Raw genomic sequence first — 15,149 nt, forward strand, 5'->3', positions numbered from 1 at the left:
CAAGCCCTTGCCGGGGGCGGGCTCGTGCGCGCGCCACGGATCTCATCTGGAGCTTCGGCGCGTTTTGGGGCTTGATCGGTAGCTGGCCCGCTGCTGGCCCGAAGGCCGGACGACCAAGGCATGGAGGGGCTCCGGCCGGGTCGACGTCCCGCAGGGGCTTCACGGCGATCATGAGGTCAGGCGCGCTTGGACGATGAGCGTGCCGATCTTCCGTCTGCCGGGCGGAGCCGCAAGCACCTCTGCCCGCACGTCCGTGTAGCCGTGCTCCGTGAGCATCCGCTGTCGTCGTTTGTGGACTGCACCCCGACGATGCCGGTGGTGACGATCGCGGCGATGACGGCGGCAGCGGAGCCGATGATGATCGCGTTCGTGCGGCTCTTCCTCGGCGGCGGTGGCGGCCCTGCCTCCCGCTGGACGACGCTCGACGGAGCGCCTCTAACCGCATAGGGGATGCGGTGTGTTGGCTCTGACCTGCGGGTGATCGAGGTGATGGCACTCGTGTGGCATGTGAGGAGTGCCGGGCTGCGCCTTCGAGACCGGCCGCTCGGCGGGCAATGACGGCTGACCCGCCACGGCACGCGGAGCCCGCCCCGTGGACCCGTCGCCGGGGCGGGCCCTCACCGTTTCGCCTCAGGTTCGTAACAGGAACTACTGATTCCCTTCACATCATGCACACATCGGATAACGTCACCCATCTCACGCAACACCGCACCATGGGGGGATCCATGAGCCAGCAATACCCGCAGCAGCCCGGGTACGGGCCACCGCAGCAGCCGACCCAATGGGGTGCGCCCCACCAGCAGCCGCAGCCGGGCTGGGGTGCCCCGCCGCCGCAGCCCCCGAAGAAGTCCAGCACGGGGAAGGTCATCGGCATTGGATGCGCCGGCGTGGTCGGGCTCTTCGTCGTCATCGGCATCTTCGGCGCTGCACTCAGCGGTGGCTCCGACGACAGCAGCAAGGGCAGCACGGTCAGCTCCGAGCCCAGCGCCAAGGACGAGCCCGCCGCTAAGGACGAGCCCGCCGCAGAAGCTCCGGCTGAAGACACACCTGCCGAGGACGCCCCAGAGGAGAAAGCGCCGGCCAAGAGCCAGGCCGACCAGTTCAAAGACTGCGTTGCGAAGAGCGGCACGGCAACGGAGAAGTCGGCCGTCAAGCACGTCACGAAGGTGACCGGCGCGGACGAGCAGAACGACATCCTCGACGCGGCCGAGGTGTTCACGGACTACACCGGCGGGCTGGTGGGCCCACACGCGTCGGACGGGAAGCTGATCGCGTCGGCGTTCGGCTCGTGCTACGAGTCGGAGAATGGGTTGGTGACGGTGTACGACAAGTCGGGTGAGATCTTGTCGAACGGCAACTTCTGATCAGACGCTGCCGGCCCGGCTCGCGCCTGCGCGCGGCCGGGCCTCCGCATGCTCGCCGGAAGATCACCAGCCCTCCCCGTACGGGCCACACGCATCCCGTGCCCGCCTGCCCGGCGCGCTGCCCTGTGCAACGCGGCTGGCATCGGCGAGCACCGTGGGGTTCGACATAACCGATCGACGCCCTGTGTGTGGTGGGCGTTAGCTGGTCGGCATGCCAGAACTGTGTACCGATCGCCTTCTGCTCCGACGGTGGCGGGAGTCCGACCTCGAGCCGTGGGCGGCGATGAACGCCGATCCCGACGTCCGAGAGCACCTGGGTGAACTGCTGACGCGGGAGCAAAGCGATGCCGCGGTGGCAGTCATGCAGGCCGAGTTCGACGAGCGAGGTTTTGGGTGGTGGGCGCTGGAAGCACGGGAGACCGGTGAGTTCATCGGCCGCGTCGGCTTGGACGTGGTGGACGAGGAGATGCCGTTCGCGGGGGTGGATATCGGGTGGCGGTTGATGCGTTCGGCGTGGGGGCACGGTTACGCCACCGAGGCTGCCCTGGCGTGCCTGGCCTTCGGCTTCGAGGGCCTCGGGCTGCCGGAGATCGTTGCATCGACGACCGTCAACAACCTTCGTTCCCAGGCCGTGATGCGCCGGATTGGCATGGCCCGGGACCCGGCCGACGACTTCGAGGACCCGAGCGTGCCCGAAGGGCCGCTTCGCCAGTGTGTGCTGTACCGGATTCCTCGCAGAGGAGCCCGTGGGCTACACCACGCGGCGGGGCACGACTCCGAGGAGGAGCGGGGCGGTCGGCCGCCGAGCGGCTGACGGTACGGGGTGACTCACGCCGAAGTGGCCGCGCGATGCGGCTCCTTCAGGTTTTCGGCTCGCTCTCTTCGGGCGCATCGCCGGCCTGCTCCGGCATTCCGATGACGTACGTCCCCTTCGCGGGCAGCGTGGCGACGAGCCCCCGTTTGCGGAGTTCGACGACGGCGCGGCGCACGGTGCCGATGCTCACGCGGTGCAGCTCAGTCATGGCTCGCTCGCCCGGCAGCGCGGCCCCCTGCGGGAGCTTGCCGGACGCGATCTCCGCCGCGATGGCATCGGCGAGTTTCACGTACTCGTAGCGCGGAAGCTCACTCATCCCTCCACGGTGCCGCAGCCAAACGCGTATCGCAGGGGTCGAACGCGTCCCGACGCGGTGGGACGCAGTATTAACCAGAGGGGTGCAGGGGGACGCAGTTCCCGGTATGGTCGAAATGACAAAACCCCGGCGAGGTGTGAGAGACCTCCCGGGGCACGGCCAACGCTTACCAGGAGCGTCGACATGCACGACCTTATCCGCCGCACCCTCGAATGGCTGCGACTCCTCTTCGCCCCGGGCACGGGCAAGCGGCGCCGCCGTCCCCACCGGCACCCTCACTTCTGCGTCCACTTCACCGTCGTACGCCGTCCGTCCTCTCCCGAACCCCCGAGCCTTCCCCGGCACCGCTCCCCGTACGGCCTCGTCACTCCCCTCGACGGCGCAGATTCCGCCCTCGTACGCCCCTACCTCGCCGCCGCAGAACAAGAAGCCGCCCTCCAGGCGCGCCGTCGCCTCGCCCTCGTGCTCGCCGCCGACTTCGGGATCGACCTCGACCGGCACCTGATCGGCGCGCAGGAGGTGGCCGCCTGATGGAGCACACCACCGGCCCCGCAGCGACCTCCAACTCTCCCCGCCTGCTGCCCTGGCCGTCCCCCGACGGCAACCCCTGCTACCTGATGACAGACAGCGGCGGCGGATACGTCTCCCGCCTCGCCGACGACCTGGAGTCCATGCAGCTCGACATGGGCGCCGACGTACTCGGCCTCGCCCGCAGCGTGCTGGATGACCCCACGTCGCCGTACACCGAGGTCCGCTACGCAGGCCTCCGACTCGCCGAGTGCCTGACCGACGCCCTGCGCATCGCCGAGTCCCGAGGGCTGCGCCTGCCTCAACCGGACACCGAAGATGCCGAAGGCGCCGAGGGCTTCGAGGAGGCCCAAGCGGCCGAACGCAGCACGGCGTAACGGGGCCGACACCCGGCGGCGCCCAGGGAAGACCCTGTCGGCGCGTCCTCCCCGGCCAGGTGGCTGGTCGCGAAAATGTGACACCGACCCGCCTCACTGTCACATTCTCGCGACCGCCTTCCGGGGCGACACCGACTCCGTGTCCGTCGTCGATTCCGTGGTCAGCACGGATGTCGCCCGTACTCCGGTCGGGACAAGCTGTGAGCACAGCGGCAGGGCGGGCCCGGCAGGGCACACCGGCCGATCGGGACTCACGACCGCAGGAGTGATCATGGCCAGCGCCAAGGACAGCTCGTACGAGGGATTCACGGCCGAGGAGCGGGCCGCGATGAAGGAGCATGCTCAGGAGCAGAAGAAGGCGGCGCGGCGTGGGGCGCGGGCGGACAAGGCGGCTGAGGCGGAGCGGGACGTGCTTGCGAAGATCGCCGAGATGCCGGACTCGGACCGGATCATGGCTGAGAGCGTCCACGCCATCGTCAAGGCCAACGCCCCCGTCCTCGCGCCGAAGCTCTGGTACGGGATGCCCGCCTACGCACTGGACGGCAAGGTCGTCTGCTTCTTCCAGAGCGCGGCGAAGTTCAAGTCGCGTTACGCCACCCTCGGGTTCAACGACACGGCGAAGCTGGACGAGGGCACGATGTGGCCGACCGCTTTCGCTCTGACCGAGATGACGGACGAGGCGGAGGCGCGGATCGCCGCGCTGGTCAAGCAGGCGGTGAGCTGAAGGTACGTACAGCGGCGGCCGGTTATTGGACGGCCTTGGGTGTCAGGCCGAGGTCGGCCAGTGCAGCCGTCCCGGCCGTGGCATGGTCGCCGCCCGCGAGGAGCAGTGTGCGCGCCGACTGGTACGGGCAGCCGGCCGCGTCGAACGCCGCCGCGGCGGCGAGTTGGCGTGGCAGGTCGCCGTCCAACAGGGCCTCCACGCGGTCCAGTTGGGCGGTCGCGACCGGGTTGCCGGTGACCACGGCGCGGGCGGCGTCGATGCGGGCCCGGGCCTCCGGGTGCCGGGCGAGCACGGCCGTCTCCGCGCGGAGCGCCACGTACCAGTGGTGCCAGATCCAGCACACCCACTTCCACACCTCGTCCGGCTCCGGCGCGACCCGCTCCAGTGCGGCGTCCGCGTCCCCGTGGTGGAGCAGGACCATGGCGTCGAGGACCGCACCGTAGCCAAGACTGTGCTGCTCCACTGCCGTGTCCGCCTGATCGACGACTGCGAGCCAGTCCGCACGGGCGTCCTGGTCGCCGCGTAGCCCGTGGACCATGGCCACCGACGCGGCCGCGGCGCCGAGGGAGAGTGAGCGCTGGCGGCCGCTGTGCTCCCACGCGTCGAGGAACCGCACGCTGCGGGTGAGCACGTCGTCGGCATGGCCTGCGAACGCGTCCGCGGTCAGGAGCCAGGACGTGGCGTGGTGGCCCGCCTCCGCCAGCTGGGGGTGGTCGGCGAGCTGTCTGCCCCACCGCCGGGCCTCCGGCAGCTCGCCCACACCGAGGGCGGTTCCGGCCGCCATGGCGAGGGCGTCCATCAACTCGTGCGTACGGGCGGGAGTTGGCGGTACGGAAGCCAGGAGGCCGATACGCCGCCGGGCGAGCCCTGCCACGGCGAAGGCATCACCGGCCCAGCTCAGGGCGCCGGAGAGCGCGTCGAGGGCGGCCGACTCCGCCACCGGGTCGCCGGTACGCCGGGCGAGGGCGACGGTGTGTTCGGCTCGCGCGACGGTCTCCTCGACGGTGTTGTCCGCGTCACCCTGAATCGCGCCGTACGCGTCCGTGACCACCGCCGCCTCGGCCAGCGCGACGGCCGCTTCGGCGGCGGGGTCGTCCTCGCCGGACAGCTCGCGCGCCTCCGCGAGCATGGCGGTCACCTCCGGCACCGGGGGAAGCCGCGTGAACGAGGTGGAGAAGCGGTACGCGACGGTGGCGGCGGCCGCCAGTTCGCGGCCGGCACCGGCGCTGTCCCCGGCCCGGCGGGCGGCCTCCGCAGCGGCACGATGCAGCCGGAACATGTCGTCGCCGAGCCTGCGGCAACCGGCCACTGAGGCGGCGTGCCGCAGCGCGGAGGCAGCGGTGGCGCCTGTGGCACCGGCCGTACTGGCCGCACCGGCGGGATTGGCGGGATCGGCGGCACCGGCGGCCCCCGCCACGCCGGTGGCACCTGCGGCACCGGCACCTGCGGCAGCCGCAGCATCGACGGCACTGGCCGTACTGGCCGCACCGGCAGGATCGGCGGGATCGGCGGGATCAAAGACACCTGCAGCAGCCGCAGCATCGGCGGCACTGGCAGGATCGGCGGCGGCACCTGCGGCACCGGCCGCGCGGGTCGCACCCACAGCATCATCAGCAAGCCAAGCCGCCTGCTCGTACCGCTGCTGAGCCTCACCCAGCAGGTTCCGAGTGAACGCCAACTCGGCCAATGACAAGGCCAGTTGGCAGGCTGCCCCGCGACGCGACGGCTGCTCGGCGGCCCAGGCGAGAGCAGCCCTGAGGTCGTCCGCCACGGCGTCGAACCGAGCGCGCCAGTCCGCGCCGCCGGCTCCCATGAGGGCCCTCGCGCCGGCCAGGCACCAGTCCACGTGGCGGGAGCGGACGTCGGTCAGCTCACCGGCGTCGACGAGCCGCTCCGTCCCGTACTGGCGGATCGTCTCCAGCGGCTGGTAACGGGTGCCGCCCGCGGCCGGTCTCACGGCGAGCAGGCTCTGCTCGGCAAGCCTGCCGAGCCCGTCCGTGACCGCGGCCGGATCCAGCGGAGCGAACCCGGCCACCGCGCCGGCCGCCTCGGCGGTGAACGGCACAGCGAACACCGACACCCGGCGCAACAGCGCCTGATCCTCCGGCTGAAGCAGGTCATGGCTCCAGTCGAGTACCGCCCGCACCGACCGGTGCCTGTCGTCGGCGCGGGCTCCACCGGTGAGGATCCGCAACTGATCGGAGAGACCGGCCGTAAGGCCGTCGAGGCCGAGCGTGGACCACCGCGCCGCCGCCAACTCGATCGCCAGCGCCATACCGCCGAGCCGTTCGCAGACGGCCACGACCCCTTCGCTCACCGCCGGAGGCGGAGCCTGGCCGACCGCCGCCGCCCGGTCCATGAACAGGGCCACCGCCTCCGACGCGTCGCCACCGGCCCGCGACATCGGCGGTACGGGGATGACCCGCTCGTACGGCACCATCAGCCGGGCCCGGCTCGTCACCAGCACCCGCAACCGCGGACAGGCCGTCAGGAGCCGCTCCAGAAACGACGCCACCCCGTCCCGTACCTGCTCGCAGTTGTCCAGCACCAGCAGCGCCCGGTGATCCGCCAGCGCGGCCACCACCGCGTCGTCGACACCGCGCCCTGGCTGCTCGCCCACACCCACGGCAGCCGCGACGGCCGCCCCCACCCGCTCCGGATCGGTGACCGGGACCAGGTCGACGAACCACACCCCGTCCGCGAAGTCGCCGGCCACCTCCGCCGCCACCGCCAGCGCGAGCCGGGTCTTGCCGACCCCGCCCGGACCGACCGCGGTCACCTGTCGGTACGTCTTCACCGCCTCGGCCAACTCGCCCCGCTCGCGCGCCCGTCCGACGAACGGCGTCAGCCGCACCGGCAGGGCGGGCGCCGACCGCGACCGCTCGGCGTGAGCGGACTCGGCCGCGCGCCGGGACAGCGCCCGCCGGTCCGGCACCTCCAGCTTGCGCAGCAGTGAGGAAACGTGCGACTCGACCGTACGTACGGAGATGAACAGCCGCGCGGCGATCTCCGCGTTGCTGAGGTGCTCCCCGAGCAGCGCGAGGACTTCGGCTTCCCGGGCGGAGATCGCTGGAGTGGACACCGGCTCATTATCCGTATCCGTATCCGCTTATCCGTGGCGGTTTCCGTGGTCAGCACGGAGGTGGACCGCATACGGGCCGGGAGAGGCTGTGGCCACAGCGATCGTGCCCCGACTCCAGGAGTGACCATGACCGTGGCGTACGCCGACCCCCGCCCCCGTGCCCACCGCCGCCGCGACACCGAGCACCGCCTCACCCACGACGACGACGTCTGGGTGGCCAGTGCCTCGGCGGACGGCGCACCGTACCTCGTACCGCTGTCCCACGACTGGGACGGCGAGACCCTGCTGGTGGCCACCCCGGCCAAGAGCCCGACCGGCAGGAACCTGGCCGCCACCCGGACCGCCCGGCTCGCGCTGGGCCACACCCGCGACGTGGCCATGATCGACGGCGACGTCGAGGTCCTCGAGATCGACGAGCTACCGCAACAGCAGGCCGACCGCTTCGCCGCCCGCACCGGCTTCGACCCACGCCAACTGACCACGCCGTACCGCTGGTTCCGCATAACCCCACGCCGCATCCAGGCCTGGCGCGAGGAAAACGAGCTGCGCGACCGCGAGTTGATGCGCGAGGGCCGCTGGCTGGTCTGAGGCTCCGGCTTTCGATCCGCAACCTCCCACTCAGCCCACCGCCGCTCAGCCCACCCCCGCACCGAACCACGGCGCCATCCGACCGACCAACTCCTCCTGATCCTCACCGACCCACGCCACATGCCCATCCGGCCGCAACAGCACCGCAGGCACGCCCTTCACATCCAACTCCTCGCTGACGTCGACCACATGGTCGACCCGTTCCTCCCAGCCCGCCACCGAGAGCCGGCCGCCGGTCTGGTCGAGCAACAGACCGCGACCGGCGTGCATCAGCTCGTACAGGCGGCCGCCCTTCTCCAGCTTCACGTCCCGCAGGCGTCGGCCGAGAAGCTCGTGCCCCTCGCCGAAGTCGTAGCGGACGCTGATCGCGGTGATCTTCTCGACCAGGTAGCGGCGTACGTCCTCGAAGTCCATCAGCTCCGACACCAACCGGCGTACGGACTGGGGGCCCGGCTCGGTGGACATCAACTCGGCCTGGGCGCGGGTGTTGTCCAGTACGTCGGCGGCCACCGGGTGCCGTTCGGCGTGGTAGCTGTCCAGGAGCCCCTCCGGTGCCCAGCCGGCCACCTCGGCGGCCAGTTTCCAGCCGAGGTTGAACGCGTCCTGGACACCGAGGTTGAGCCCCTGCCCGCCCATCGGCGGGTGGATGTGCGCCGCGTCGCCGGCAAGCAGCACCCGGCCGACGCGGTAACGCTCGGCCTGCCGGGTGGCGTCGCCGAAGCGGGACAGCCAGCGCGGTGAGTGCACGCCGAAGTCGGTGCCGGCGTACACCCGCAGCTGCCGCTTGAACTCCTCGATGGTCGGCCGGACTTCGCGGTCCTCGGCCAGCCCCTCGGCGGGTACGACGACCCGGTACACCCCGTCCCCGAGATGCCCGAGGCCGAACCGCAGCTGCGTCTTGCGGACGTCCGCGACGACGGTGGCGATCGTCTCCTCGTCCTCGGTCACCTCCATCTCGCCCAGCAGCGTCTCGGCCTTGGCCGGCTCACCGGGAAAGCCGACGCCGAGCAGCTTGCGCACCGTGCTGCGCCCGCCGTCGCAGCCGACGAGATAGCGCGAGCGCAGCCGCGTGCCATCTGCGAGTTCGGTGGTCACCCCGTCCTCGTCCTGGCTCAGCCCGACCACCTCGCAACCGCGCAGGATCTCCGCGCCGAGCTCGACGGCACGCTCGGTCAGCAGGCGGTCCGTGACCGGCTGCGGGATGCCGAGGACGTACGGATGTGCCGTTTCCAGCCGTTCCGGCGACGGCTTGGGGATGCCGGCGAAGAAGCCGCCGACCGGGTACTGCTTCCCGTGCGCGAGGAACCGCTCCAGCAGACCGCGCTGGTCCATCACCTCGATGCTCCGCGCGTGCAGACCGAGCGCGCGGACCACCGGAGTCGGCTCCGGCTCCTTGTCCAGCACGACCACGTGCACACCGTGCAGCCGCAACTCACTGGCCAGCATCAAGCCGGTCGGACCTGCGCCGGCAACAATCACGTCGATCATGAAACCCCCCATTTCCGCAGGTCTTGGCCTTGGCCGGGCAATTCTGCGGTACGACGGGGGCCTTGCCGCAAGCCCCCGGGTGGGCTATACGTTGAGAGTGGCAAGGAGCGGACGTAACCCTCCTTGCCTTTCTTTTTGGCCCAGTTTTGAACGCGTTCAAATTTCCGCGATAGGCTCCCCGTGCCTACCTAGGGGAGCCTGATGAAGATCGTGATACCCGGAGGAACCGGGCAGGTCGGGACGATCCTGAACCGCGCGCTGACCGCGGCCGGCCATGACGTCGTGGTCCTGACCAGACAGCCGCGACGCAAGGGAGAGATCCACTGGGACGGCGAGACCCTGGGCCCCTGGGCCGAGGCGATCGACGGCAGCGACATCGTGATCAACCTGGCCGGACGCAGCGTCAGTTGCCGCTACACCGCCGCCAACCTCCAGGCGATGATGGATTCCCGCGTCAACTCCGCCCGTGTCGTGGGGGAGTCGATCGCCGCAGCCGCTCAACCTCCGCGCGTCTGGCTGCAGATGAGTACGGCCACCATCTACGCCCACCGCTTCGACGCACCCCATGACGAGGCGACCGGCGTGTTCGGCGGCACGGAGCCCGGCGTCCCGGACTACTGGGCGTACAGCGTCGAGATCGCCAAGGCCTGGGAGCGGGAGCAGGAACGGGCCGACACCCCGCACACCCGCAAGGTCGCCCTGCGCACCGCCATGGTGATGAGCCCGGACCGCGGAGGCGTCTTCGACGTCCTGCTGCGACTGGCGCGGCTCGGGCTCGGCGGCCCGGTCGCGGGCGGCGCGCAGTACGTGTCCTGGATTCAGGACCGCGACTTCGTACGCGCCGTCGAGTTCCTGATCGACCGGGACGACCTCGCCGGGCCGGTGAACGTCGCCGCTCCCGAGCCTGTGCCGCAGCGCACGTTCATGCGCACGCTGCGCGCCACATGGTGCGTTCCCGTGGGCCTGCCCGCCACGAAGTGGATGGCCGAACTCGGCGCGTTCGTGATGCGCTCGGACACCGAACTCCTGCTCAAGAGCCGTCGCGTCATCCCCGGCCGCCTGCTCGAAGCGGGCTTCACCTTCGACCACGCCACATGGCCGCAGGCCGCCGAGGATCTCGTCGAGCGCGTACGCGACGACCGGGCCGCGCAGGTCGTACGACGTGAGCCCTCGGCCCCGCGTTCAGGCGGGCCACAAGCTGACCGGCGACTGGGCGGCGGCGAAGTCAGCCCGCGCTGAGTTCCGGCAGCGGCAGCGTGTGCTGGGTCTGGAGGACCTTGGCCCGCAGGTAGCGGACATTGTGCGCCGTCTTGAACACCCCTGTCGGGACCCGGCGTTGAACATCGACCCCGAGTGCGCGGAGCTGTTCCGCCTTGTCCGGGTTGTTGGACAGCAGGTCGAGGGACGAGATGCCCAGGGCGCTGAGCATCTGGGCCGCCGACGTGTAGTCGCGGGCGTCCTCCGGCAGGCCGAGGGCCGTGTTCGCGGCGTAGGTGTCGAGACCCTGGTCCTGGAGGGCGTACGCGTCGAGCTTGTTGTAGAGGCCGATGCCGCGGCCTTCCTGGCGGAGGTAGAGCAGTACGCCGCCACGCGTGGCGATCTGCTCGACCGCCTCACGGAGCTGCGGGCCGCAGTCGCAGCGGGCCGAGCCGAAGACGTCGCCCGTCAAGCACTCGGAGTGGAGGCGGACCAGCGGGGTCGCCGACGGAGTGCCGAGGACGAGGGCCACGTGTTCCTGGCCGTCGGTCAGCCCGTGGAAGGTGACCGCGTCGGCGTCGACGCCGTAACCGTCGTGGAAACGCAGCGGGACCCGGACGCGTGCGCGCGGGGTGGCGGCGGGGAGTTCGGGCATGCGGGTTCTCCGAGTCCAGGATCCGAGCAGCTTTCGGGTGCGTGCAGCTTGCGGTCTGCTTCAGATTTGAAGCAGGAGCTTGGATCGAGACCCTACCTCATGGTTAAAAGTTGAAGCAACAGTTCCGAAACCCGTGGGTGATGGCCTGAGATCCGTGCGCTGCGGTCCGAAGCCCGTACGCGATGGTCCGAAACCCATGCGCGGCGGGCGGCAAAAACAAAAGGCAAGGAGGTTCACCCATCTCCTTGCCACTCTCAACTTATAGCGCACCGGGGGGCTTGCGGCAAGGCCCCCGTGGTGCCGCAGAATTGCCCGCCTAAGGCCAGGAAATGGCCAGGACCAGCGGAAACGGGGAGTCGCGAAGTGCGTGTGCTGTTGTCGACGTATGGGTCGCGCGGGGATGTCCAGCCGATGGCGGGACTCGCGGCGCGGTTACGAGAACTCGGCGCGGAGGTGCTTGTGTGCGCGCCGGCGGACGAGGAGTTCGCGAAGCTGCTGGCCGGTGTCGGCGTAGAGCTGCTGCCCTTCGGCCCGTCGGCGCGTGCGCTGACGAAGGCGGCGCCGTCGCTGCCCCCGGAGGGCCTGCCCCGGCGCGCGGCCGAGGTGATCGCCGGACTGCTCGACGTGGTCCTGCCGGCGGCCGAGGGCTGTGACGCGCTGGTGTCGACCGGCATGATGCCGGCCGCGGCGGGCGCGCGATCGGTGGCCGAGAAACTGGGCATCCGCTCCCTGTCCGCGACCTTCCAGCAGATCACCCTGCCTTCGCCGCACCGCCCGCCGCTGGCGTATCCCGGTCGTCCGCTCCCGCCGGAGGTGACCGACAACCGGGCACTCTGGGACCTGGACGCCCAGAACATCAACGCGCTGTTCGGCGAGGCGCTCAACACCAACCGGGCGTCGATCGGCCTGCCCCCGGTGGAGAACGTCCGCGACTACGTCATCGGTGACCAGCCGTGGCTGGCCACGGACCCGGTCCTGGACCCCTGGCAGCAGACGCCGGACCTGGACGTCGTACAGACCGGCGCTTGGATCCTGCCCGACGAACGCCCGCTCCCCGCCGACCTGTTGGGGTTCCTTGAGGCGGGCGAACCGCCGGTGTACGTGGGCTTCGGCAGCATGCCTCTGCACGGCTCGGCGGATGCCGCCCAGGTGGCCGTCGAGGCGGTTCGCGCGCAGGGCCGCCGCGTACTCGTCTCCCGCGGTTGGGCGGACCTGGGCTTGATCGACGACCAGGACGACTGCTTCGCCGTCGGTGAGGTCAACCATCAGGCGCTGTTCGGCCGGGTGGCCGCGGTCGTGCACCATGGAGGCGCGGGCACCACGACGACGGCCGCGCGGGCAGGCGCGCCCCAGGTGGTGGTACCCCAGCTCGCTGACCAGCCGTACTGGGCGGGCCGGGTGGCCGAGCTGGGCATCGGCGCGGCACACGACGGTCCGACTCCGACCTTCGAGTCCCTGTCGGCCGCGCTCACCACGGCCCTGACGCCCGAGACCCGCGCCCGAGCGACCGCCGTGGCCGGCACGGTCCGCACTGATGGCGCGGCGGTCGCGGCGAAGCTGCTGCTCGAAGCGGGCGGCTGAGCAGGGCCTTGATCGACTGTCCCGCGTGAACCACGCGGGCCGGTCGATCCAGGCCCGAGAACACGAGAACCGGAACTCAAGAACCGGAACTCGAGAACCAGAACACGAGAACCCGCACGCACAGGTGCGTACGTCGTCACACCGCTCCAAAATGTCTTCCCGCGCGCAACGGTCGCCAGCGACCCCAGATCGGAGCCCATCGCCGTGAACCCCCTGACCACCAGCGCGTTCGACCTCCCCGAAAACCTCTCCTCCAAGGCCGACCCCAAGCTGATCGCCGCCGACGAGCGGCACTTCGCGGCCATCGCGGAGTGCCTCGAGCAGACGATCGCCGAGGTGTCCGACCAACTCGACGCCGAGCGCAGGGCGCCCGGCGGCACCGGCCGGCAGGCGATGGACCGGGACACGGAGATCCACCGGCTGACCGCCCGTCTGCGCACACTGCGCCGCTTCGGCCTGGACCTGTGCCTCGGCCACATGGTCGCCGAGGACGGCTCCGAACCTGTATACGTAGGACGACTGGGCCTCACGGACAGCACGGGCCGTCGGCTGCTGGTCGACTGGCGTTCCCCCGCGGCCGAGCCGTTCTTCGGAGCGACCCACGCCAACCCCATGGGCCTGTCGAGCCGCCGCAGGTACCGCTGGGCCCGCGGCCGGATCAGCGACTACTGGGACGAGGTGTTCACCGCCGACGGGCTGGAACGGCACGCCGCGCTCGACGACCAGTCCGCCTTCATCGCCAGCCTGGGCACCAACCGGTCGCCACGGATGCGCGACGTGCTCGGCACCATCCAGGCCGACCAGGACGCCATCATCCGCGCCGGATCACGCGGTGCTCTCGTCGTGGACGGCGGTCCGGGTACGGGCAAGACGGTCGTCGCCCTGCACCGTTCCGCCTACCTCCTCTACTCCGACCCCCGCCTCGGACACCGCCGCGGCGGCGTACTGTTCGTCGGCCCGCACCGGCCGTACCTGGATTACGTCGCCGATGTCCTCCCCAGCCTGGGAGAGGAGGGCGTGCAGACCTGCACCCTGCGCGACCTCGTCGACGAGGGAGCCTCGGCGTCGGTCGAGACCGACCCGGACGTGGCCCGGCTGAAGTCGTCCGCGGACCTGGTGAAGGCGATCGAGACGGCCGTACGGTTCTACGAGGAGCCGCCCGCCAAGGGGATGACCGTCACCACCCACTGGTCCGATGTCTGGCTGAGCGCCGACGACTGGACCGAAGCGTTCGAAGCCGCGGAACCCGGCACTCCGCACAACGACGCCCGCGCCCAGGTCTGGGACGAACTGCTAGCCATCCTGTCGGACAAACACGACGCCGAGGAGGCCACACCCGCCCTGCTCCGGAAGTCGCTCAACCAGAACCGGGAACTCCTCGCGGCCTTCAGCCACGCCTGGCCACTGCTCGAAGCGGCCGACCTCGTCGGAGACCTGTGGTCGGTCCCCGCCTACCTCCGCAAATGCGCCCCCTGGCTCACCCCCGACGAGGTCAAGAAGCTGCAGCGCAAGGAGGCCCCGCAGGCCTGGACGGTGTCCGACCTGCCCCTCCTGGACGCGGCCCGGCAGCGGCTCGGCGACCCGGAGACGGCCCGGCGCAAGCGCCGGCACCAGGCCATCCTCGCCGCCCAGCGCGAACGCATGGAGCAGGTCGTCGACAACCTGATCGGGGCCGTGGCCAACTCCGGCGCCGACGGCGACGAAGGCATCGGCCTGGTGAGGATGCTGAGCGGCGAGGACGCCAAGGTCAGCCTGGTCGACGAGTCCGAACTGCCCACCCCCGACCCGGACTTGCTCGCCGGCCCGTTCGCGCACATCGTCGTGGACGAGGCCCAGGAACTGACCGACGCCGAATGGCAGATGCTGCTCCTCCGCTGCCCGTCCCGCAGCTTCACCATCGTCGGCGACCGCGCCCAGGCCCGGCACGGCTTCACGGAGTCATGGCAGGAACGGCTGGCCCGAATCGGCTTCGACCGCATCAACCCGGCGTCCCTGAGCATCAACTACCGCACACCGGAAGAGATCATGGCCGAAGCCGAGCCGGTCATCCGCGCCGCCCTCCCCGACGCCAACGTCCCGACCTCCATCCGCAGCGGCGGCGTCCCCGTCGTCCACGGATCAGCTTCGGAGCTGGATTCGATCCTCGACGACTGGCTGGCCACACACGCGGAGGGGACCGCCTGCGTCATCGCCGCCCCCACATCCCGTACGACATCCGGATCCCGTACGACATCCCCGGCGACGTCCCGATTCCACACGGCGTCGCCCCGCGTCCGCTCCCTCACCCCGGAGCTCTCAAAGGGACTCGAGTTCGACTTGGTCGTCCTGATCGACCCGGAGCATTTCGGCGAGGGCATCGAAGGAGCCGTCGACCACTACGTCGCGATGACCCGGGCGACCCAGCAACTCGTCATCCTCACCACTACCTGACGCCC

14 protein-coding genes are annotated in these 15,149 nt (G+C 70.7%); 10 read left to right on the forward strand and 4 right to left on the reverse strand.

The features are described from left to right. Window positions 1-261: 261 nt before the first annotated feature. The 3 genes from ACQEVY_RS24855 (at window position 262) to ACQEVY_RS24865 (ending at window position 2,178) form a co-directional block, all read left to right on the forward strand. Window positions 262-447 carry a hypothetical protein gene (locus tag ACQEVY_RS24855; RefSeq protein ID WP_432951669.1) on the forward strand — a complete coding sequence of 62 codons (186 nt, stop codon included), beginning with the start codon at window positions 262-264 and terminating at the stop codon, window positions 445-447. A gap of 278 nt (window positions 448-725) precedes the next feature. Beyond that, window positions 726-1,364 carry a hypothetical protein gene (locus tag ACQEVY_RS24860; RefSeq protein WP_432951670.1) on the forward strand — a complete coding sequence of 213 codons (639 nt, stop codon included), beginning with the start codon at window positions 726-728 and terminating at the stop codon, window positions 1,362-1,364. Window positions 1,365-1,575: 211 nt separating this feature from the next. Continuing rightward, entirely contained in the window at window positions 1,576-2,178 is a 603-nt protein-coding gene (locus ACQEVY_RS24865) for a GNAT family N-acetyltransferase (RefSeq protein ID WP_432951671.1), read from the forward strand. A 46-nt stretch (window positions 2,179-2,224) separates the two neighbouring features. Here ACQEVY_RS24865 and ACQEVY_RS24870 read toward each other — a convergent pair whose 3' ends face one another. Next, window positions 2,225-2,494 carry a GntR family transcriptional regulator gene (locus ACQEVY_RS24870; protein WP_432951672.1) on the reverse strand — a complete coding sequence of 90 codons (270 nt, stop codon included), beginning with the start codon at window positions 2,492-2,494 and terminating at the stop codon, window positions 2,225-2,227. A gap of 183 nt (window positions 2,495-2,677) precedes the next feature. On the opposite strand from ACQEVY_RS24870, the gene ACQEVY_RS24875 reads away from it, so the two are divergent. The 3 genes from ACQEVY_RS24875 (at window position 2,678) to ACQEVY_RS24885 (ending at window position 4,123) form a co-directional block, all read left to right on the forward strand. Beyond that, window positions 2,678-3,025 carry a hypothetical protein gene (locus ACQEVY_RS24875; RefSeq protein ID WP_432951673.1) on the forward strand — a complete coding sequence of 116 codons (348 nt, stop codon included), beginning with the start codon at window positions 2,678-2,680 and terminating at the stop codon, window positions 3,023-3,025. After that, the gene (locus ACQEVY_RS24880) at window positions 3,025-3,399 is read left to right on the forward strand and encodes a hypothetical protein (protein WP_432951674.1); all 375 of its coding nucleotides are present in this window, start codon (window positions 3,025-3,027) and stop codon (window positions 3,397-3,399) included. Before ACQEVY_RS24875 ends, ACQEVY_RS24880 begins: the two co-directional genes overlap by 1 nt. Before the next feature lie 271 nt (window positions 3,400-3,670). Beyond that, complete coding sequence (locus ACQEVY_RS24885) at window positions 3,671-4,123, forward strand: iron chaperone (protein ID WP_432951675.1); 453 nt, start codon at window positions 3,671-3,673, stop codon at window positions 4,121-4,123. Between the two features lie 22 nt (window positions 4,124-4,145). Here ACQEVY_RS24885 and ACQEVY_RS24890 read toward each other — a convergent pair whose 3' ends face one another. Beyond that, window positions 4,146-7,205, reverse strand: a complete 3,060-nt coding sequence (locus tag ACQEVY_RS24890) for an ATP-binding protein (protein ID WP_432951676.1) — start codon at window positions 7,203-7,205, stop codon at window positions 4,146-4,148. 126 nt (window positions 7,206-7,331) lie between these two features. Between ACQEVY_RS24890 and ACQEVY_RS24895 the strand changes: the two genes are divergently transcribed. Beyond that, on the forward strand, window positions 7,332-7,793 hold the full coding sequence (locus ACQEVY_RS24895) for a pyridoxamine 5'-phosphate oxidase family protein (protein WP_432951677.1): 462 nt from the start codon (window positions 7,332-7,334) through the stop codon (window positions 7,791-7,793). A 45-nt stretch (window positions 7,794-7,838) separates the two neighbouring features. Here ACQEVY_RS24895 and rox read toward each other — a convergent pair whose 3' ends face one another. Further along, window positions 7,839-9,281, reverse strand: coding sequence for a rifampin monooxygenase (gene rox / locus ACQEVY_RS24900; RefSeq protein WP_432951678.1), 1,443 nt, complete (start codon window positions 9,279-9,281; stop codon window positions 7,839-7,841). A gap of 201 nt (window positions 9,282-9,482) precedes the next feature. Between rox and ACQEVY_RS24905 the strand changes: the two genes are divergently transcribed. Continuing rightward, window positions 9,483-10,520, forward strand: a complete 1,038-nt coding sequence (locus ACQEVY_RS24905; RefSeq protein ID WP_432951679.1) for a TIGR01777 family oxidoreductase — start codon at window positions 9,483-9,485, stop codon at window positions 10,518-10,520. Here ACQEVY_RS24905 and ACQEVY_RS24910 read toward each other — a convergent pair. After that, entirely contained in the window at window positions 10,507-11,133 is a 627-nt protein-coding gene (locus ACQEVY_RS24910) for a GTP cyclohydrolase II (protein ID WP_432951680.1), read from the reverse strand. The genes ACQEVY_RS24905 and ACQEVY_RS24910 overlap by 14 nt on opposite strands. 411 nt (window positions 11,134-11,544) lie before the next feature. On the opposite strand from ACQEVY_RS24910, the gene ACQEVY_RS24915 reads away from it, so the two are divergent. Continuing rightward, on the forward strand, window positions 11,545-12,714 hold the full coding sequence (locus tag ACQEVY_RS24915) for a glycosyltransferase (RefSeq protein ID WP_432955381.1): 1,170 nt from the start codon (window positions 11,545-11,547) through the stop codon (window positions 12,712-12,714). Window positions 12,715-12,918: 204 nt separating this feature from the next. Next, a complete protein-coding gene (gene helR, locus ACQEVY_RS24920; protein ID WP_432951681.1) occupies window positions 12,919-15,144 on the forward strand; it encodes an RNA polymerase recycling motor ATPase HelR in 2,226 nt (741 codons plus the stop codon). Window positions 15,145-15,149: the final 5 nt, after the last annotated feature.

Origin of the sequence: Streptomyces sp. CA-288835 (assembly GCF_050936385.1) — a bacterium.
Lineage (GTDB): Bacteria > Actinomycetota > Actinomycetes > Streptomycetales > Streptomycetaceae > Streptomyces.